Annotated in this window: 18 protein-coding genes and 1 other RNA gene; 11 read left to right on the top strand and 8 right to left on the bottom strand. The window is 67.6% G+C overall.

Annotated features, from left to right (window positions below):
- Nucleotide 1 precedes the first annotated feature (1 nt).
- From ACTJKF_RS07205 to lipA, 3 genes are read left to right on the top strand one after another with little or no spacing between them, the layout of a single operon-like run.
- Nucleotides 2-1,006, top strand: a complete 1,005-nt coding sequence (locus ACTJKF_RS07205; protein WP_440622874.1) for an alpha-ketoacid dehydrogenase subunit beta — start codon at nt 2-4, stop codon at nt 1,004-1,006.
- A 4-nt stretch (nt 1,007-1,010) separates the two neighbouring features.
- The gene (locus ACTJKF_RS07200; protein WP_440622873.1) at nt 1,011-2,126 is read left to right on the top strand and encodes an acetoin dehydrogenase dihydrolipoyllysine-residue acetyltransferase subunit; all 1,116 of its coding nucleotides are present in this window, start codon (nt 1,011-1,013) and stop codon (nt 2,124-2,126) included.
- A 2-nt stretch (nt 2,127-2,128) separates the two neighbouring features.
- Nucleotides 2,129-3,106, top strand: coding sequence for a lipoyl synthase (gene lipA, locus ACTJKF_RS07195; protein WP_440622871.1), 978 nt, complete (start codon nt 2,129-2,131; stop codon nt 3,104-3,106).
- On the opposite strand, the gene ACTJKF_RS07190 is transcribed toward lipA, so the two are convergent.
- The 8 genes from ACTJKF_RS07190 to trxA form a co-directional block, all read right to left on the bottom strand.
- On the bottom strand, nt 3,091-4,464 hold the full coding sequence (locus ACTJKF_RS07190; protein WP_440622999.1) for an MATE family efflux transporter: 1,374 nt from the start codon (nt 4,462-4,464) through the stop codon (nt 3,091-3,093). The genes lipA and ACTJKF_RS07190 overlap by 16 nt on opposite strands.
- Before the next feature lie 2 nt (nt 4,465-4,466).
- Nucleotides 4,467-6,224: an ArnT family glycosyltransferase gene (locus ACTJKF_RS07185; RefSeq protein WP_440622870.1), complete on the bottom strand. Its 1,758-nt coding sequence runs from the start codon at nt 6,222-6,224 to the stop codon at nt 4,467-4,469.
- 225 nt (nt 6,225-6,449) lie between these two features.
- On the bottom strand, nt 6,450-6,710 hold the full coding sequence (locus ACTJKF_RS07180; protein ID WP_059233999.1) for a type B 50S ribosomal protein L31: 261 nt from the start codon (nt 6,708-6,710) through the stop codon (nt 6,450-6,452).
- Between the two features lie 160 nt (nt 6,711-6,870).
- The gene (locus ACTJKF_RS07175) at nt 6,871-7,701 is read right to left on the bottom strand and encodes a zinc-dependent peptidase (RefSeq protein WP_440622868.1); all 831 of its coding nucleotides are present in this window, start codon (nt 7,699-7,701) and stop codon (nt 6,871-6,873) included.
- A gap of 38 nt (nt 7,702-7,739) precedes the next feature.
- On the bottom strand, nt 7,740-9,296 hold the full coding sequence (locus tag ACTJKF_RS07170; RefSeq protein WP_440622867.1) for an MFS transporter: 1,557 nt from the start codon (nt 9,294-9,296) through the stop codon (nt 7,740-7,742).
- The gene (locus ACTJKF_RS07165; protein WP_440622866.1) at nt 9,293-9,793 is read right to left on the bottom strand and encodes a MerR family transcriptional regulator; all 501 of its coding nucleotides are present in this window, start codon (nt 9,791-9,793) and stop codon (nt 9,293-9,295) included. The genes ACTJKF_RS07170 and ACTJKF_RS07165 overlap by 4 nt, the downstream gene beginning before the upstream one ends.
- A 132-nt stretch (nt 9,794-9,925) precedes the next feature.
- Nucleotides 9,926-11,188 carry a transcription termination factor Rho gene (gene rho / locus ACTJKF_RS07160; RefSeq protein WP_006478662.1) on the bottom strand — a complete coding sequence of 421 codons (1,263 nt, stop codon included), beginning with the start codon at nt 11,186-11,188 and terminating at the stop codon, nt 9,926-9,928.
- 194 nt (nt 11,189-11,382) lie between these two features.
- Nucleotides 11,383-11,709 carry a thioredoxin TrxA gene (trxA, locus tag ACTJKF_RS07155; protein ID WP_006402348.1) on the bottom strand — a complete coding sequence of 109 codons (327 nt, stop codon included), beginning with the start codon at nt 11,707-11,709 and terminating at the stop codon, nt 11,383-11,385.
- Nucleotides 11,710-12,113: 404 nt separating this feature from the next.
- Here trxA and ffs point away from each other — a divergent pair.
- The 8 genes from ffs (at nt 12,114) to ACTJKF_RS07115 (ending at nt 19,837) form a co-directional block, all read left to right on the top strand.
- Nucleotides 12,114-12,212, top strand: an RNA gene (gene ffs / locus ACTJKF_RS07150) — signal recognition particle sRNA small type.
- A gap of 127 nt (nt 12,213-12,339) precedes the next feature.
- Nucleotides 12,340-14,724, top strand: coding sequence for a DNA polymerase III subunit gamma/tau (locus tag ACTJKF_RS07145; protein WP_440622865.1), 2,385 nt, complete (start codon nt 12,340-12,342; stop codon nt 14,722-14,724).
- Between the two features lie 94 nt (nt 14,725-14,818).
- Nucleotides 14,819-15,145 (top strand): YbaB/EbfC family nucleoid-associated protein, encoded by a 327-nt coding sequence (locus ACTJKF_RS07140; RefSeq protein WP_014896896.1) that lies wholly within the window; start codon nt 14,819-14,821, stop codon nt 15,143-15,145.
- 49 nt (nt 15,146-15,194) lie between these two features.
- Nucleotides 15,195-15,791, top strand: coding sequence for a recombination mediator RecR (gene recR, locus ACTJKF_RS07135; protein WP_440622864.1), 597 nt, complete (start codon nt 15,195-15,197; stop codon nt 15,789-15,791).
- Nucleotides 15,792-15,839: 48 nt separating this feature from the next.
- Nucleotides 15,840-17,045 carry a CaiB/BaiF CoA transferase family protein gene (locus tag ACTJKF_RS07130; RefSeq protein WP_440622863.1) on the top strand — a complete coding sequence of 402 codons (1,206 nt, stop codon included), beginning with the start codon at nt 15,840-15,842 and terminating at the stop codon, nt 17,043-17,045.
- Nucleotides 17,046-17,265: 220 nt separating this feature from the next.
- Nucleotides 17,266-18,027, top strand: a complete 762-nt coding sequence (gene surE / locus ACTJKF_RS07125; protein ID WP_440622862.1) for a 5'/3'-nucleotidase SurE — start codon at nt 17,266-17,268, stop codon at nt 18,025-18,027.
- Nucleotides 18,024-18,953, top strand: coding sequence for a protein-L-isoaspartate(D-aspartate) O-methyltransferase (locus ACTJKF_RS07120; RefSeq protein WP_440622861.1), 930 nt, complete (start codon nt 18,024-18,026; stop codon nt 18,951-18,953). The genes surE and ACTJKF_RS07120 overlap by 4 nt, the downstream gene beginning before the upstream one ends.
- 5 nt (nt 18,954-18,958) lie before the next feature.
- Nucleotides 18,959-19,837 (top strand): peptidoglycan DD-metalloendopeptidase family protein, encoded by an 879-nt coding sequence (locus ACTJKF_RS07115; RefSeq protein ID WP_440622860.1) that lies wholly within the window; start codon nt 18,959-18,961, stop codon nt 19,835-19,837.
- The last annotated feature ends 3 nt before the right edge of the window (nt 19,838-19,840 follow it).

Here is a 19,840-nt window from a genome sequence, read left to right as displayed (position 1 = left end):
CATGGCAAGGAAGATCACTTATTCGCAGGCGATCAATGAGGCGCTCGCGCAGGAAATGGCGCGCGACGACAGCGTGATCGTGATGGGCGAGGACAATGCAGGCGGCGCAGGCGCGCCGGGCGAGGACGACGCATGGGGCGGCGTGCTCGGCGTGACGAAGGGGCTGTTCCACAAGTTTCCGGGCCGCGTGCTCGATACGCCGCTGTCGGAGGGCGGCTACATCGGTGCGGCGGTGGGCGCGGCCGCGTGCGGGATGCGGCCCGTCGCGGAGCTGATGTTCATCGATTTCATGGGCGTGTGCTTCGACCAGATCTTCAACCAGGCCGCGAAATTCCGCTACATGTTCGGCGGCAAGGCCGTGACGCCGGTCGTGATCCGTGCGATGTACGGTGCGGGCCTGCGCGCGGCCGCGCAGCATTCGCAGATGCTCACGTCGCTGTTTACGCACATCCCGGGGCTGAAGGTCGTGTGCCCTTCGACGCCGTATGACGCGAAGGGGCTGCTGATCCAGTCCATCCGCGACAACGATCCCGTGATCTTCCTCGAGCACAAGCTGCTCTACACCCGCGAAGGCGACGTGCCCGAGGAATCCTATGCGATTCCGTTCGGCGAGGCGAACATCGTGCGCGAAGGCGACGACGCGACGATCGTCACGTACGGCCGGATGGTGCATCTCGCGACGGATGCGGCCGCGAAGCTCGCGAAGGACGGCATCCACGTCGACGTGATCGACCTGCGCACGACGTCGCCGCTCGACGAGGAAACGATCCTCGAAAGCGCGGAGCGCACCGGGCGCGTCGTGGTCGTCGACGAAGCGAACCCGCGCTGCTCGATCGCAACCGACATCGCCGCGCTGGTCGCCCGGCGGGCGTTCCATTCGCTGAAGGCGCCGATCGAGCTCGTGACCGCGCCGCATACGCCCGCGCCGTTCGCCGGCGTGCTGGAAGACCTGTACATCCCGTCCGCCGATGCGATCGCGCAGGCGGTACTCAAGACGAGGAGCTGACACGATGTCGATTCACATGATCACGATGCCCAAGTGGGGGCTGTCGATGGAGCAGGGGCAGGTCAACGGCTGGCTGAAGGCGCTCGGCGAGCGCGTGACGAAGGGCGACGAGGTGCTCGACGTCGAGACCGACAAGATCTCGTCGGGCGTCGAGTGCGCGTTCGACGGCACGCTGCGTCGCCAGGTCGCGCAGGAAGGCGAGACGCTGCCGGTCGGTGCGCTGCTCGGCGTGGTGGCGGCGGCCGACGCGAGCGATGCGGACATCGATGCGGCGATCGCCGAATTCCAGCGCGATTTCGTGCCGAGCGCGGCCAGCGACGATGCGGCGGGCCCGCAACCCGAGAAGGCGCAGATCGGCGGCCGCACTATCCGGTTCCTGAAGCTCGGCGACGGTGCGGGCACGCCCGCCGTGCTGATCCACGGGTTCGGCGGCGACCTGAACAACTGGCTGTTCAACCACGCGGAACTCGCCGCGCATCGGCCCGTGTGGGCGCTGGATTTGCCGGGGCACGGCGAGTCGGGCAAGGCGGTCGACACCGGCACCCTCGATGAACTGGCCGACACGGTGCTCGCGCTGCTCGACGCGCAGCATATCGACCGCGCGCACCTGATCGGCCATTCGATGGGCGGCGCGGTGGCGATGGCGGCGGCCGGGCGCGCGCCGGAGCGCGTGGCGTCGCTGACGCTGATCGCGAGCGCCGGGCTCGGCGCCGACATCAACCGCGATTACATCGACGGCTTCGTCGCAGGCAACAGCCGCAATACGCTGAAGCCGCACCTCGGCGCGCTGTTTGCGGACCACGCGCTCGTCACGCGGCAACTGGTCGAGGATCTCGTCAAGTACAAGCGGCTCGAAGGTGTGCAGGCCGCGCTGGAGAAGATCGCGAACGCCGCGTTCGATGGCGCGACGCAGCGGCGCGTGTTCCGCGATCGCGTCGCGTCGCTCGCGCCGCGCACGCTCGTGATCTGGGGCGAACGCGACCAGGTGATTCCCGCGCGGCATGCGCAGGGCTTGCCGGACGGCGTGCGGGTCGAGGTGATCGCCGGCAGCGGCCACATGGTGCAGATGGAGGCCGCCGCCGACGTGAACCGCCTGATCGTCGCGTTCCTCGGAGACTGACGATGGCCGCCGCGCTCGATCGACCCAGCCTCACAGCGCTCGGCCAGCCGGGCGCGAGAAGCCGCGACAAGCTCGCGCGCATTCCGGTGCGCGTCGAGCCCGCGGCCGGCGCGGCACTGCCGAAGCCGCCGTGGCTGCGGGCGCGGCCGATGATGAGCGGGGCGGTCGCCGACATGGCGGCCGTGCTGCGCGATCACCGGCTGCATTCCGTCTGCGAGGAGGCGATGTGCCCGAACATCGGCGAATGCTTCGCGCAGCGCACCGCGACCTTCATGATCATGGGGGGACTGTGTACGCGGCGCTGCTCGTTCTGCGACGTCGCGCACGGTCGTCCGGAACCGCTCGATCCGGACGAGCCCGCGCGGCTCGCCGACGCGGTCGCGGCGCTCGGGCTGCGCTACGTCGTGATCACGTCGGTCGATCGCGACGATCTCCGGGACGGCGGCGCCGCGCATTTCGCGGCGTGCATCGCGGCCGTGCGCGCGAGCGTGCCGGGCATCGGCGTCGAGGTGCTGACGCCCGATTTCCGCGGCCGCGTGCCGCGTGCGCTCGACGCGTTGTCGTCGGCGTGGCCGGACGTGCTCAACCACAACATCGAGACGGTGCCGTCGCTGTATCGGGCGGCGCGGCCGGGCGCCGACTATCGCGGCTCGCTCGAGCTGCTCGCGCAGGCGAAGGCCGCGCGGCCGACGCTCGTGACGAAATCCGGATTGATGCTCGGGCTCGGCGAGCGCGACGACGAGGTGCGGGACACGCTGCGCGACCTGCGTGCACACGAAGTCGACGTGCTGACGCTCGGCCAGTATCTGGCGCCATCCGCGCATCATCTGCCGGTGCGGCGCTACGTGAGCCCGGACGCGTTCGCCGCGTGGCGTGGCGAGGGGCTGGCGCTCGGTTTCAGGGAGGTCGTCGCCGGCCCGCTGGTGCGATCGTCGTATCACGCGGCCGACGCGCTGGGGGGCGCTCAGGCCGCGGGCTGAGTGCCTGCGCTGACGGCGCGTTGCGTGCGGCTGACGTGGCGCAGGTAGAGCGCGAGACCCGCGCCCGCGAGCATCAGGCTGATCGTGTTCGCGAACCAGAAGCCGCGCGCGCCGGTCAGCCACGCGGGCGCGATGCCGCCGACGTCGAAGCCGAGCACGTAGCCGCCGCCGAGCCCGACGCCCCACAGCGCGACCGCATAGATCACGGTCGGCACGACCGCGACCTTGTACGCGCGCAGCACGAATGCGGACGTGATCTGCAGCGCGTCGAAGAAGTGATAGCAGGCGACGATCGCGACCAGCGGCAGCGCGGCGGCGGCCACGGCCGGGTTCGGCGTGTAGCCGCTGACGATCAGCGGACGCAGCGTGAACACGAGCACGCCGTACGCGGCGGCGATCCCGCATGCGAGCATCACGCTGTGCCGGCCGAGCAGGCGTGCCTCGTCCGGATGACCGGCGCCGAGCGCGCGCGCGACCAGCGTCGACGCCGCGACGCCGATCGACAGCGGCGTCATGTACAGCACCGCGCCGATGTTGCCGGCGATCTGGTGACCGGCGAGCGTCGTCGTGCCGAACTGCGCGATGAAGAGCGCCATGCACGTATAAGACGTGACCTCGATCAGGTACGACAGGCCCATCGGCACGCCGAGCTTCAGGATCGCCTTCTGGCGATCCCACACCGGCCAGCAAAAGCGGGAGAAGATCGCGAGCGGCGCGAACACGTCGAGCTTCGCGAGCAGCGTGAAGCCGATCAGCGCGAGCGCCCAGTTGATCAGCGTGCTCGCCAGCCCGCAGCCGGGGCCGCCAAGGGCCGGCACGCCGGCCCCGCCGAAGACGAACCACACGTTGAGCGGAACCTTGAGCAGCAGCGCGCCGATTTGCAGGATCATCGCGAGGCGCGGCTTGCCGGCCGCATTGGTCAGCGCGTTGTAGATCCGGAATACGAGGCTCGCCGGCAGGCCGTACGACAGGATCCGCAGGTAATCGACGGTGCGCTCGTGCAGCGCGGGCGGCGCGTGCGCAATATGCAGCAGCGGTTCGGGAAAATGCAGCAGCAGAAAGCCGGGCACCGCGAGCAGTAGCGCGAGCCACAGCGCCTGGCGCACCTCCTCGCCGATCTCCGCATGGCGCCGTGCGCCGTACAGTTGCCCGGTGATCGGCTGCAGCGCGGACAGGATGCCCGTCATCCCGATATAGACCGACACGTAGATCGACGAACCGAGCCCGAGCGCGGCCAGGTCGATGGCCGAGTAGCGGCCGACCATCGCCGTGTCGATCACGCCGAACGCGATGATCGCGAGCTGGCCGACGAGCACCGGCCACGCGAGACCGACGACCCGGCGGATGTCGGCGAACATCGTCAATCGACGGTTCGGTGGCGCGGGCCGCGGCGCTTGACGGGTGTCGTCGGCCGTTCGATGCGCTCGTACAGGCGGAAGCGCTCGTCGCGGTCGGCCACGCGGCGGCCTTCCCACACGAGACGCCACACGTATTGCGACATTGCGCTCGGCTCGCCGAAGTCCGAGCGGTCCTGGCGCAGGATCACGTCGCAGTCGCCCGAGAATTCGAAGTGCATGTCGCCGAAATATGCGAAGGTCGCGATCTGCGCATCGCCGAGCCGCACGGGCGAGATGCACTCATAGTCTTTCGGCAGGTGCGACGCGATCTGTTGCGCGACGTCGCTGTAGGTACGGCCGTAGTTGACGATCGGCAGCCACAGCGTCATCAGCAGCACCCACATCAGCGTGGTGCCCGCGCCCGACAGCACGACGCTGCGCCACAGCACCTTCGGCTGGCGCGAGATGCGCCAGCGCGCGAGCAGGCACCAGCACCCGGTGACGATCACCGCGCAGATGAACGACAAGACCTTGAAATGCGGCTCGTAGCCCGGCACGAGGCGCGCGAGGTTGCGCGCGAGCGGATGCGGGAAGCCGGTGAGCGACGCGAGCCACACGAGCCACACGAAGGTGCCGAGGATCGTGAAGCTCAGCACCGCGAACCAGTCGAACGCGTTGATCGCGCCGCGCTTGAGCGTGGGCAGCGCGAAGGTCGCGAGCACCGCGAGCGGCGGCAGCAGCAGCATGTACATGCGGTTCGACTGCTGGCTTTGCAGGATCACGAGCGCGACGAGCGGCACCACGACCGACAGCGGAATCGCGATGTGCGCGCGGCGGCGCATGCCGGCCCAGCTCCACCACGCCCAGATCGCGAGCGGCCATGCGGGCCACGTGAAGAGCGGCAGGTTTTTCGCCGCATAGCCGAGCACGGCGGTCGGCGGGCCCGAGAAGCGCATCAGGCTGCCGTGGATCCACTGGTTGAAGAACCACGCGGCGTCGCCGGGCGCCACGTTGAACGCGGCGAGCGGCCACAGCGCGAAGATCGCGGCCGCGAGCGGCAGCCCGATCAGCGGCAGGCGCAGGTTGCGCATCTCCGGCGTCACGAGCCACAGTGCGGCCGTACCGGCGAGCAGCGCGACGACGAGCACCGGGTTGCCCGACAGCGCGACGAGGCCGATCGCGACGCCCCACCACAGCGCGCCCTGCATCGGTTTGTCGATGCCGCGCACGATCCCGTACACGAGCATCGCGATCCATGCGAATTGCGCGAGCTGAGGTGTCGTTTCATGGCCGCGCTCCGCGAGCCCGAAGCAGGCGACGAGGATCAGCAGTGCGCCGTCGGCGAGCGTGCGGCCGTAGTCGCGCGGCTCCGGCTCGCCGCCGAACGCGTACTTGAATGGCTGAACCTCGGCGCGCCGGCCGAGCAGGTAGGCGGCGTACCAGACGAACGCACAGGCGACGCAGAACAGCACGCCCGTGTCGACGCGCGACGCGTTGCTCGCGTCGACCCACGGCGCCAGCGCGCGGATCGACAGCGCGCCGAGCCAGTAGCCAAGCGGCCCGTCGGTCGTGATGAACTTGCCGACGAGATTCGGCAGCAGCCAGTCGTGCCAGCCGCCGGTCGCCATCGTCCACATCACGCCGAAGCCCGCCGCGTCCTCGTTCTTCCACGGGTCGCGGCCGAACAGGCCGAACGCCGCGTAGACGAGGCAGAGCGTGAGCAGCAGCCAGCGCGGCAGCGCGCGCGTGGCGGAGGCGGTGAGGCGAACGACAGGCTTCATGCAGATGAGCGATTTGTTATGAGCGGGCGGCCGGTGCGGTCATGCGCCGACGGCGCCGGATTCGGGCATCCGGCATTGTAGACGCGCCGGCCGCTGCGCGTCAGACGATTGCCCGGCACCGGCCGGCGGTGGCGGGCTGTCCGGCGAGCGGAGACAAAAAAGGGCAGCCTGGGCTGCCCTTTTCGTGCGGTACCGGTGCATTGAAACACCGGGACGGTGCGAAGCTTACTTCGCCTTGCCGTTGGCGCGTACGCCGAACTTGTTCTTGAACTTCTCGACGCGGCCTGCCGTGTCCATGATCTTTTGCTGACCCGTGTAGAACGAGTGCGATTCCGACGACACTTCGATCTTGGCGAGCGGGTAGGTCTTGCCATCGAGTTCGATGTTTTCACGCGTCTGGATCGTCGAGCGCGTGATGAACTTGAAGCCGTTCGACATGTCTTGGAAGACGACTTCGCGGTAATTCGGGTGGATGCCTTCTTTCATGGTCTTTCCTTGGTGAGAGCGGTAGCCAACCCGCCGCTTGCCGTGCCGGATCGCGCAATTTGCGCGGATCAGCGGACGTCAAGCCCGGCGCGAGCCACTTGCCTAAGGTCGAAAAACGGCGATTATGCCAGAAAATCAGACGGTTGACGAATAATTTTCATCATGCGTCGAGGGCGCCGGTCCCGGCCGGATCCTGCCGGTAGTAGCGGGCGAGCAGCCGGTAGAGCTCCGGAAATTCGCACTCGAACGCGCGCGGCCGCACGAACAGCGCCTCGCTGCACACCGCGAAGAACTCCGACGGGTGATCTGCCGCATAGGGATCGATCAGCGAGTCGCGCTCGAAGCGCGCCCACGCGCGATCCGGCACCGCATCGACCCGTGCGCAGAACTGGTCGTACGCGTGCTCGAACACGTCGGCCCACGCCTGCGCGTCCAGGTGCGGCGCGTGCCAGCGGCGAAAGAGGGGCGGATACCCGTCGGCCTCGCCATTGACCATGTCGATCTTGTGCGCGAACTCGTGGATCACGACGTTGTACGCGTCGCGGCCGTCCGTCATCTGCGCGTCTTCCCACGACAGGATCACCGGGCCGCCTTCCCATGCTTCGCCGCTCGCATCCTGCTCGACTTCATGCACGACACCGTCCTCGTCCTGCACCGTCTTGCGGATCACGAATTCGCCCGGATACACGACGACGCCGACCCAGCCGTCGTACAGCGACAAATCGAGATTCAGCACGGGCAGGCACGCCTGCACGGCGATCGCGACGATCATCTCGTCGGTCAGCTCGAGCCCGTGCGCGGTCGAAAACGATTTCTTCGCGATGAACAGGCTCGTCAGCTCGCGCAGCCGGCCCAGGTCGCCGGGCGGCAGCGCGTCGAGGAACGGCAGGCGCGCGACGGTGTCTTGCCACAACGCATCGGCAATCGGATGGCTGCGCAGCGCGCGGTCGCGGCGGCGGTCATCGAACCAGCGGGTCAGTTTCGAGAGCATGGAGGCGGCGCGGGAGAATCCAAAGCCTGTCTTTTAACTCAATCGATCTCTTTTTGCCATGCCGCAAAGAGGCCGCCGACCAGCGCGACGCCCGCGAGGAAATAGAAACCGTCGAGCGACGCAAGGAACGACGCCTGTTGCGCGACCATCCGCGCGATCGATGCGATCGCGAGCGCGTGCGCGTCGTTCAGTGCATGGCCGGCGGCCGCATAGCTGCGCGTGAGGGCGTCGATGGTCTGCTGGAACATCGGATCGAACACGTTCGCGCGTTCGACGAGCCGCGTCTGGTGTACGGCCAGCCGGTGCTGCTCCACGATGATCACCGACGACGTCGCGAACGAGATCGTCAGCTGGCGCACGATGTTCTTGAGCCGATAGCCGTGCGTGTATTCGTCGATCGCGAAGATGCGGAACGTGAGGTTCGCGACCGGCAGCACGATGAACAGCAGCAGTAAGCCGCGCAGCAGCAGCGGGATGATCAGCGCGGCCTCGCCGACCTGAGGCGTCATCCGTGTCATCCACAGCGCGGCCGTGATCGCGATCGCGAAACCCGGCACCACGAACCATTTCTTGTGCGCGACGAACTTCGCATAGCGCAGGTAGGCGAACAGCGCGGTGGCCGAAATCAGCGACATCGTGCCGACCAGGCGCCCGGCATTCTCGACCGGATAGCCGAGGCCGCCTTCGAGCAAGCGGGAGGTCAGGTAGCTGAAGCCGGTCGACTCATAGTAATAGAACATGTACAGCAGCAGTCCGACCTGGAACGTGCGCTCGCGAAACGCATGCAGCCGCACGAGCGGTGTCGGATGGTTCCACTGGTGATACGCGAACCACGCGAGCGCGCCGAGGCCGGCGAACGTCAGCATGATCAGCATCGGCGAGCCGCTGTAGAGCTGATAGTGCACCTGCTGCAGCACGATCTGCAGCGCGCCTTGCGCGAGCGCGAACACGACGTACGGCCAGAAATGCCCGGAGCCGCGTTCGTCGTCGGGTGTCCTGCCCGAATCGGGCAGCGTGAGGAGCGCGAGGATCGCGAACGCGATGCCCGCGGGCGCCGTGCACGCGAACAACGCGCGCCACGTCGAATGCGCGACGAGCAATCCGCCGACGATCGGCGCAAGCGCGCTGCCGAGCAGGATCATGATCAGGAACGCGCGCGTGGCGGGCGGCCGCTCCTGGGGCTTGAAGCTGATCTGGATCAGGATCCGGCACGCACCCATCATCGGGCCGATGAAGTAGCCCTGGAAGCCGCGCGCGAACGCAAGCTCGAGCGACGTGTCGGCGAGCGCGGCCGCGATCGCGCCGAACGAGAACATCAGCATGGAGCCGGCGACGTAGCGGCGATGCCCGAGCCGGTCGACCCACCATTGCTGCTGCAGGATGCCGAGCACGGCCATGACCGCATACGCACTCGACGACCACACGAGTTCGTCGGGCGACGCGTTGATGCCGCCCGCGATGTAGCTCGCGAAGAACGAGAACGCCGCGTTGTCGAAGTAGTCGATGCCGGTGACGAGCGCAAGCGCCCACGGGAACAGGTCCGCGCGCAGGTTGGCGCGGCTCCAGAGCGGCGAGCGACCGGGCGCGACGTTCATCCGCGGTCCTTGCGCGCGCGTCGTGCGCCGGCCTCGGCCTGCCGCTGCGCGATCAGCGTGTCGGGGTTTTCGCCGGCGAGGCGTCGTTCGACGTAGTCGATGTCGTGCTGCAGTTCCTTGCGCAGCGCGACGGCTTCCTTCAGTTCGCGCTGGACGGCCGCGATCCGCCGGTCGAGCGTGTCGATCTGTCCGGCCAGCCCCGTGCGGATGTCGCGCAGCGACGCGTCCGAATAGCGGCGCCGGCCGTCGCCCGTTTCTTCGAGCGGGCGCTTGAGCATCTCGGTGATACCGTGCAGCGAAAAGCCGAGCGCGCGCAGCCGCAGGATGCGCGCGAAGCGTTCGAGATCGGCGTCGTCGTAAAGGCGATAGCGGCCGCCGCTACGCGACGGCGTGACGAGCCCGCGCTCTTCGTAATACTTCAGCGTGCGCGGCGTGACGCCGAGCCGCGACGCGGCATCGCTCACGGTCAGCAGCGCGGGGGAGGTGGCGTTCGGCATCGGGATGGCTGAACCTGGGTCGGGGTGAAGGCGCAATTATAGATTAACCTGTACGTTCACGTTCAGGTTGGGGCGAAAAAACGGCCGCCGGGCGCAACGCGCGGGCGGCCATTCGTTGCGGGGCGAGGGCGATCAGCCGCCGCGGCGCATCAGGTCGAAGAACTCGGAGTTGCTCTTTGTCTGGCGGATCTTGTCGAGCAGGAATTCCATCGCCTCGACTTCGTCCATGTCGTGGATGAACTTGCGCAGCACCCAGATCTTCTGAAGGATCTCGGGCTTGATCAGCATTTCTTCGCGGCGCGTGCCCGACTTGTTCAGGTTGATCGACGGGTAGACGCGCTTTTCCGCGAGACGGCGCTCGAGGTGCACTTCCATGTTGCCGGTGCCCTTGAACTCTTCGTAGATCACGTCGTCCATGCGGCTGCCGGTTTCGATCAGCGCGGTGCCGATGATCGTCAGCGAACCGCCTTCCTCGATGTTGCGTGCGGCGCCGAAGAAGCGCTTCGGACGCTGCAGCGCGTTCGCGTCGACACCGCCCGTCAGCACCTTGCCCGACGCCGGGATCACGGTGTTGTATGCGCGCGCGAGACGCGTGATCGAGTCGAGCAGAATCACGACGTCGTGCTTCATTTCGACGAGGCGCTTGGCCTTTTCGATCACCATTTCGGCGACCTGCACGTGACGCGTGGCTGGTTCGTCGAACGTCGATGCGATCACTTCGCCGGCGACCGAGCGCTGCATTTCGGTCACTTCCTCAGGGCGTTCGTCGATCAGCAGCACGAACAGGATCACGTCCGGGTGGTTCTGCTTGATCGCGTGAGCGATGTGCTGGAGCATCACGGTCTTGCCCGACTTCGGCGACGCAACCAGCAGGCCGCGCTGGCCCTTGCCGATCGGCGCGATCATGTCGATGATGCGGCCCGTGACGTTTTCCTCGCCGCGCATTTCGCGTTCGAGCGACAGCGGCTTGTTCGGGTGCAGCGGCGTGAGGTTCTCGAACATGATCTTGTGTTTCGAGGCCTCGGGCGGCTGCCCGTTGACTTTGTCGACCTTCACCAGCGCGAAGTAGCGCTCGCCGTCCTTCGGCGTGCGGACTTCACCTTCGATGGTGTCGCCGGTGTGCAGGTTGAAGCGGCGGATCTGCGACGGGCTGATATAGATGTCGTCGGTGCTCGCGAGGTACGACATTTCCGGCGAGCGCAGGAAGCCGAAGCCGTCCGGCAGCACTTCGAGCGTACCGTCGCCGAAGATCGTCTCTCCCGTCTTGGCGCGCTTTTTGAGAATGGCGAACATCAGCTCCTGCTTGCGCAGGCGGTTCGCGTTTTCGATCTCCAGGCCATTGGCCATTTCGATCAGTTCGGAGACGTGCAGAGACTTGAGCTCGGATAAATGCATACGGAGAACCCGCCAGGGAGGAGAAGCGACGAAAAGAAATATGGGAGGAGGGCGAGCGGAAGCGCTCTGAGACTTAATGCGTCTTGTAGACGTTTTTTGATTCTAGCATAGGCCGATTCGTGCCTGAGCGGCCGATCGGTGGCTTGACGGCGGACGTGTTGTCGGTTGACAACACGTCCGCGCAACGGCCGGTATTACAGGTGGCTGTCCAGGAATGCGGTGAGCTGCGACTTCGACAGCGCGCCGACCTTCTGTGCGGCGGCCGCGCCGTTCTTGAACAGGATCAGCGTCGGGATGCCGCGCACGCCGAACTTCGCGGGCGTTGCCTGGTTGTCGTCGACGTTGATCTTCGCGATCTGCAGCTTGTCGCCGTAATCCTTCGCGACTTCGTCGAGGATCGGGGCAATCATCTTGCACGGGCCGCACCATTCGGCCCAGAAGTCGACGAGCACGGGCTTGTCGGATTTGACGACGTCCTGTTCGAACGATGCGTCGCTGATGTGTTTGATCTGTTCGCTCATTGGGTCAATACCTCTTACGGTTCGGGGACTGCCTGCTCGGCGCGTTGCGGCGCGCCGGCCGCCTGATGGCGGCCGGCCGCTGCGGCAGGTCACTCCGCTCTCCGGAAAGGATGGGCGTGAGCGCTGCGGGCGCGGCTCGCGGGTCGTTCGGGCGTCATATTAGCCTAAATTGCTATCTGCTGCGGGCGGCGATAGTAGCCGCTACGCGAGTAGGGGTACGACGCGCCGTTCGACCGTTGCGTTTCGAAGATGGAGGCCCGCTCGCGAAATGCAAGAGGCGCCGTATGAGGTACATGGGCTTGCGCCGGATTTCCGCGCGTATCCGCGCACCGGCTGGCACGATCACGTGCATTGTTGCGAACAAACGGTCGCATTCGAACGGAAGCGGTGATAGAATATGCCGTGACGGGCCTCCTCGCATGGTGGGGCGGTGAACCTGGTCAGGTCGGGAACGAAGCAGCCACAATCGTTTTCCGCCAGTGCCGAGGGTTGGGCTCGTCACCTTTCCTTTCGCCCCATTCGCCGGGCGATTTTTATTTCCGCGTCATTCTTCGTCTTACCTGCGCTTTGCCCGTGTTCCGCACCGTTTCGCGTGTCGGCGCGACGCAGCGTTACTGATACAATTTCCCGATGACCTATCAAGTTCTCGCACGCAAGTGGCGTCCGAAGGATTTCGCTTCGCTCGTCGGCCAGGAGCACGTCGTCAGGGCGCTCACGCACGCGCTCGATGGCGGGCGTCTCCATCACGCCTATCTGTTTACCGGAACCCGCGGTGTCGGCAAGACGACGCTGTCGCGGATCTTCGCGAAGGCGCTCAACTGTGAAACCGGCGTCACGTCGCAGCCGTGCGGTGTGTGCCGCGCATGCCGCGAGATCGACGAAGGCCGCTTCGTCGACTACGTCGAGATGGATGCCGCGAGCAACCGCGGCGTCGACGAGATGGCCGCGCTGCTCGAGCGCGCGGTGTACGCGCCCGTCGATGCGCGCTTCAAGGTCTACATGATCGACGAAGTGCACATGCTGACGAACCACGCGTTCAACGCGATGCTGAAGACGCTCGAGGAGCCGCCGCCGCACGTCAAGTTCATCCTCGCGACCACCGATCCGCAGAAGATTCCCGTCACCGTGCTGTCGCGCTGCCTGCAATTCAACCTGAAGCAGATGCCGGCCGGGCACATCGTGTCGCACCTCGAGCGGATCCTCGGCGAAGAGCGGATCTCGTTCGAGCAGCAGGCGCTGCGCCTGCTCGCGCGTGCCGCGCAGGGCAGCATGCGCGATGCGCTGTCGCTGACCGACCAGGCGATCGCGTATTCGGCGAACGAAGTGACCGAGTCGGCGGTGTCGGGCATGCTCGGCGCGCTCGACCAGACCTACATGGTGCGTCTGCTCGATGCGCTCGCGGCCGCCAACGGCCCGGAGATCCTCGCGATTGCCGACGAAATGTCGCTGCGCAGCCTGTCCTTTTCCACCGCGCTGCAGGATCTCGCGAGCCTGCTGCACCGGATTGCCTGGGCGCAGTTCGCGCCGGGCTCGGTACTCGACGAATGGCCGGAAGCGGCCGACCTGCGGCGCTTCGCGCAGACGCTGAGCCCCGAGCAGGTTCAACTGTTCTATCAGATCGCGACGGTCGGACGGGCGGAGCTCGGCCTTGCGCCGGACGAATACGCCGGCTTCACGATGACGTTGCTGCGCATGCTCGCGTTCGAGCCGGCCGTGGGCGCCGGCAGTGCGCCGGGCGGCCAGCCGGCCATGCCGCGTGCCGTGCCTGCACCTGCGCCGCGTGCGGCCGCTGCTGCTGCTGCTGCGTCGGCTGCGGCACCCAAGCCAGCGGCGCCGGCGCCGGTAGCCGCGGAGGAAGCACGCCCGCAAGCGACCGCGCCGGTTGCGTCCGCCGCGCGTCCGTCGCCGGCGCAGTCCGGCGATGCGGCGATCGCGTCCGCCGAAAAGCCTGTTTCGACACCGGCGCCGGTATCGGTAGCCGCCGAAGCGCCGGTTGCGCCGCCGCGGGAAGCGAATCCGGCGCCTCAAGCGGCACCGGCGAGCGATGCGCCGCCGGCCGTTCGCAAGGAACCTGAGCCGCCTGCTGCTGCAATGCGCAACGACGAGCCGGCGGCGGCCGAACTGGCGCCGCGTGCCGCACCGGTCGAGCCGGCCGCTTCCGCGGCGCCTGCCGCGCGCCCATCGACCCGCGGTGGTGGCGCGGCTGCCGCACTCGACGTGCTGCGCAATGCCGGCATGCGCGTGTCGTCCGACCGCTCACGGGCGGGCGCCGCGCCGAAACCGCCGGCGGCGGCCCAGCCGGCTGCCGAGAAGCCGGCAGTGGCACGTCCTGCCGTGCAAGTGCCGACGCCGCGCGCGGCGGCCCGCGCGCCGCAGGCTGCCGACACGCGCCAGGCGCCGCCGCCGTGGGAAGACATTCCGCCGGACGAATACGTGCCGCTCAGCGCCGACGAGATGTTCGGCGGCGTGGCCGACGACGGCTTCGTCCCGGTATTCGACAGCGGCCCCGACGACGTGCGCATTGCGCCGAAGCCGGCGGACGCGCGTGCGTCTGCGCCGGTCGACACGCGTCCGCTGCCGCCCGCGATCGCGCTCGATCCGCTCGGCTTCGACGGCGAATGGCCGGCGCTGGCTGCGCGACTGCCGCTGAAGGGCGTCGCGTACCAGCTCGCGTTCAACAGCGAACTGACGGCCGTCGACGCAACGACGTTGAAGCTGTCCGTGCCGGTGCCGCAGTATGCGGATGCCGCCCAGGTCGCGAAGCTGAAGGCCGCACTGGCCGACGCGCTCGGCAAGCCTGTCGAGGTCGCGGTCGAGGTCGGGCCCGCACGGCGCACCGCGGCGGCGCTCGACGCGGCCGCACGCGCGGCACGCCAGCGCGAGGCCGAGCAGGACATTCATGGCGATCCGTTCGTCCAGCAACTCGTGCGCGACTTCGGCGCGCGTATCGTCGAAGGCTCGGTGCGGCCGCTCGCCGATGCGGTGCCGGACGGCACGCCGCCGACGCTGCATTGAACGAATCGCACCGCGACAGGCACAATCACGCCCGCACACATTGACCGGCACGCGCCGTGTGCCGGTTTTCATACGATCAAGAAGGAGTATTCCCATGTTGAAAGGCAACCTCGCCGGACTGATGAAGCAAGCGCAGCAAATGCAGGAAAACATGAAGAAGATGCAGGAGCAGCTTGCGCTGATCGAAGTCGAAGGGCAGTCGGGCGCAGGCCTCGTCAAGGTGACGATGACCTGCCGCAACGAAGTCCGTCGCGTGGCGATCGACCCGAGCCTGCTCGCGGACGACAAGGACATGCTCGAGGATCTGGTCGCGGCCGCGTTCAACGATGCCGTGCGCAAGGCCGAAGCGACGTCGCAGGAAAAGATGAGCGGCATGACCTCGGGCCTGCCGCTGCCCCCGGGCTTCAAGCTGCCGTTCTGAGCGCGGCGTCCGTTCAGCCCGATCAGCCTGTTCACCCCTCAGCCGCCGTATGAAACAGCCGTCCGCCCTGTCCGCGCTCGTCGAAGCGCTGCGCATATTGCCCGGCGTCGGGCCGAAATCCGCGCAGCGCATGGCGTACCACCTGATGCAGCACGATCGGGAGGGCGCGGAACGGCTCGGCCGGTCGCTCTTGTTCGCGACGGAGCACCTGCAGCACTGCGAGAAGTGCAACACGTTCACCGAAGCGCAGATCTGCGAGGTGTGCAGCGACGAGGAACGTGATCCGACGCTGCTGTGCGTCGTCGAGACGCCGGCCGACCAGATCATGCTTGAGCAGACAATGACGTATCGCGGGCTGTATTTCGTGCTGATGGGGCGGCTGAGCCCCCTCGACGGGATCGGCCCGAAGGAAATCCATTTCGACCGCCTCGTGCGGCGCGCGTCCGATGGCGTCGTCAAGGAGGTCGTGCTCGCGACCAACTTCACGAACGAGGGCGAAGCCACCGCACACTACCTCGGCCAGACGCTGAAGGCGCGCGGGCTCGCGGTCACGCGCCTCGCGCGCGGCGTGCCGGTGGGCGGCGAGCTCGAATACGTCGACGCCGGCACCATCGCCCGCGCGATGCTCGACCGCCGCACGATGTAAGCCGGGCGCCGCCGGCCGGCGGCGCCGTTCCTCATGCCAGGGAGACACATGAGCACCAGCCAGGGCCCGCTCGCGGGCGTCAAAGTGCTCGAATTCGGGACGCTGATCGCGGGGCCGTTCGCGTCACGCCTGTTTGCCGAATTCGGCGCGGAAGTGATCAAGATCGAGGATCCGAACGGCGGCGACCCGCTGCGCAAGTGGCGCAAGCTGCATCCGGAGCAGGGCGGCACGTCGCTGTGGTGGTCGGTCCAGGCGCGCAACAAGAAATCGGTCACCCTCAACCTGAAATCCGATGCCGGCAAGGCGATCGCGCGGCAACTCGCGCGCGAGGCCGACATCGTGATCGAAAACTTCCGCCCGGGCCTGCTCGAGAAGCTCGGGCTCGGCTACGACGTGCTGTCGGCCGACAATCGCGGTCTCGTGATGGTGCGCCTGTCCGGCTACGGGCAGACGGGCCCATACCGCGACCGGCCCGGCTTCGGCGCGATTGCCGAATCGATGGGCGGATTGCGTCACATCACCGGCTATCCGGAGCTGCCGCCGCCGCGCATCGGCATCTCGATCGGCGACTCGATCGCCGCGTTGCATGGCGTGATCGGCGCGATGATGGCGCTCCATCACCGCAACATGAACGGCGGCACGGGGCAGGTGGTCGACGTCGCGCTGTATGAAGCGGTGTTCAACATGATGGAGAGCGTGGTGCCCGAGTACGGCGTGTACGGGATGGTGCGCGAGCGCACCGGCGCGTCGCTGCCGGGCATCGTGCCGTCCAACACCTACGCGTGCCGCGACGGCAGCATCGTGATCGGCGGCAACAGCGACCCGATCTTCAAGCGGCTGATGAAGGCGATCGAACGCGACGACCTGGCCGACGATCCGGCGCTCGCGCGCAACGACGGACGCGTGCCGCGCACGCAGGAAATCGACGACGCAATCGCCGCGTGGCTCGCACCGCGTACGATCGATGACGCGCTGACCGTGCTCAACGCGGCCGACGTGCCGGCCGGGCGCATCTACAGCGCCGCCGACATGTTCACCGATCCGCAGTTCGTCGCGCGGCAGATGATCCAGCGTTTCAAGCTGGCCGACGGCACCGACATCCCGCTGCCGAACATCACGCCGAAGCTGTCCGACACGCCAGGCGAAACGCGCTGGCTCGGGCCCGAGCTCGGCGAGCATACGGACGAGGTGCTGCGCGGCCTCGGCTACGACGCGCAGGCGATTGCCGCGCTGCGCGAGGCCGGCGCGATCTGAGCTTCCCGGAACCTGGCGCGGCGCGCCGGGCCCGCCGCAGGGGCGGCTCGCCGCGAGACGCCGTTCGCGGCGGAAAACCCGGGGCGCAGTCCGGTGTTTTCCCGAACGCGCAACGCCGCCGCGCGATGCGGCGGCGCACTGCGCACGCGTCGTGCGTGGACGCGTCCGCAGCTGCCGGACTGTCGCTCTCGCGCCATCTTTCCTCGGTTACAATCGCCGGATGCGAATCCTACTCAGCAACGACGACGGCTATCTCGCCCCCGGTCTCGCCGCGCTCAGCGACGCGCTGCTGCCGCTGGCCGACCTCACGGTGATCGCCCCCGAGCAGAACTGCAGCGGCGCATCGAATTCCCTCACGCTGTCGCGGCCGCTGTCGGTGCAGCGTGCGGCGAATACGGGTTTCTTCTACGTGAACGGCACGCCGACCGATTCGGTGCACGTTGCGTTGTCGGGGATGGCCGATGCGCGGCCGGACCTCGTCGTGTCGGGGATCAACAACGGCCAGAACATGGGCGAAGACACGCTCTATTCAGGGACAGTTGCGGCCGCGACCGAAGGCATCATGTTCGGTATGCCGGCCATCGCGTTCTCGCTGGCCGACAAGGGCTGGGCCCATCTGGCCGACGCCGCGCGCGTGGCCGCGGAAATCGTCGAGCACTATCTTGCGCATCCGCTGCCGGGCCAGCCGCTGCTGAACGTCAATATTCCGAATCTGCCGTACGACGAACTGAAAGGCTGGAAGGTCACGCGCCTCGGCAAGCGTCATCCGTCCCAGCCGGTGATTCGCCAGACCGACCCGCGCGGTGAGCCGATCTACTGGATCGGCGCGGCGGGCGAGGCGCTGGACGCGAGCGAAGGCACCGATTTTCACGCCGTCGTAAACGGCTTCGTGTCGATCACGCCGCTGCAGCTGGATCTCACGCATACGCAAATGCTGCCTGCCGCGCGCGAATGGGCGCGGGCAGGAGGACGGGCTTCATGAGCGGCGAGCGCGCGAAGCGGTTCCCGCTCGCGCTCGAAGATCTCAAGCGAGCGCCACGTAAAGCGGAGGGCCGGGCCGGCGAACGCCATGCGGCGATCGCGGTGCCGAAGGCCGTCGACAAGCCCGCTGCCGTGCTGAAGCCGGTGGCGGTGAAGTCAGGCGTCGCCCGCGCGCTGCCCGGCACGGTCGCCGCGAAGCCGGCGAGCGCGCCGAAACCGACCGTGCTGAAGCCCACGATGCCGAAGCCGGCCGCGCCGAGTGTCGCGCCGGCCGGTGCGTTCGCGCTGACCTCGGAACGTGTGCGCGAGCGCATGGTCGAACGCCTGCGCGCGAACGGCGTGACCGACGCGCGCGTGCTGGATGCGATGGCCGCGGTGCCCCGCCACATGTTCGTGGATCCGGGGCTCGCGACGCAGGCCTATGAGGATTCGGCGTTGCCGATCGGCCATCAGCAAACGATTTCAAAGCCGTCGGTCGTCGCGCGCATGATCGAGCTCGCGATGGCCGGCCGCACGCTCGAGCGCGTCCTCGAGATCGGCACCGGTTGCGGCTATCAGGCCGCCGTGCTGAGTCACGTGGCACGTGACGTGTATTCGATTGAACGCATCAAGCCGCTCTTCGAGCGCGCGAAGCTGAACCTGCGGCCGCTGCGCGTGCCGAACATCCGTCTGCATTACGGCGACGGGCGTGTCGGCCTGCCGTCCGCGGCCCCGTTCGACGCGATCGTGATCGCGGCGGCGGGGCTCGACGTGCCGCAGGCGCTGCTCGAGCAGCTCGCGATCGGCGGGCGGCTCGTCGCGCCGGTCGGCGGGCAGAGCGGGCAGCCCCAGGTACTCACGCTCGTCGAGCGTGTCGCGCACGCACAATGGCGAGAGTCCCGGCTTGATCGCGTTTTCTTTGTCCCTTTAAAATCCGGAGTGATTTGAAACCGATGAGTATGTTGCGCGCGATGCAAAACAACCGAACCAGGGAACCGCTCACGTTCGCCCAGCGCGCGATCTGTGTGGCCGCGTTCTCCACGCTACTGGCCGCCTGTGCGACGCGGCTCGACAACGCGCCCGTCGTCGATCGCTCCGGTTCGCTCGGCACGACCGCTGCAGCGCAGCCGGCGGTGCCGCTCGGCCCGCCGCCGCCCGGCTTCTACCGGGTGAAACCGGGCGATACGCTGTACCGGATCGCGCTCGAGAACGGGCAGAACTATCGCGATATCGCCAGCTGGAACAACCTGGCAAACCCGAATCAGATCGAAGTCGACCAGCTGTTGCGCGTCGCGCCGCCGGGTGGTGCCGCGGTTGCCGGCATGCCGGCCGCCGCACCGATCGCAGGTGCAGCCGTCGCGACCGCGCCGCTCAGCAGCGGCCCCGCGACGCCGGCCGCGGGCTCGTCCGCGATCACGCCACCGGCTGCGGCCGCATCGAGCGATACGGCCGCAGCACCGAGCGGCCCCGTGACGTTCGCGTGGCCCGTGCGCGGCCCGGTGCTGAACGGTTTCGACGACGCGAAGAACAAGGGCGTCAATATCGGCGGCACGTCCGGCGAGGCCGTGAAGGCGGCGGCCGATGGCCGCGTCGTCTATTCGGGCAATGGCCTGCGCGGCTACGGCAACCTCATTATCATCAAGCACGATGCAACTTACCTCACGGCGTATGCACACAATCGCGCTTTGATGGTAAAAGAGGGGGACGCGGTAACGAAGGGGCAGAAGATCGCCGAGATGGGTAATAGCGACGCCGACCGCGTGATGCTGCATTTCGAGGTTCGCCGGCAGGGTAAACCTGTCGATCCGCTGAAGTATTTGCCGCCTCAATAACCG

The sequence above is a fragment of the Burkholderia sp. 22313 genome (assembly GCF_052045245.1).
Lineage (GTDB): Bacteria > Pseudomonadota > Gammaproteobacteria > Burkholderiales > Burkholderiaceae > Burkholderia.
The sequence above is the reverse complement of the archived record's forward strand: the minus strand, read 5'-3'. Positions and strand labels throughout refer to the sequence as shown.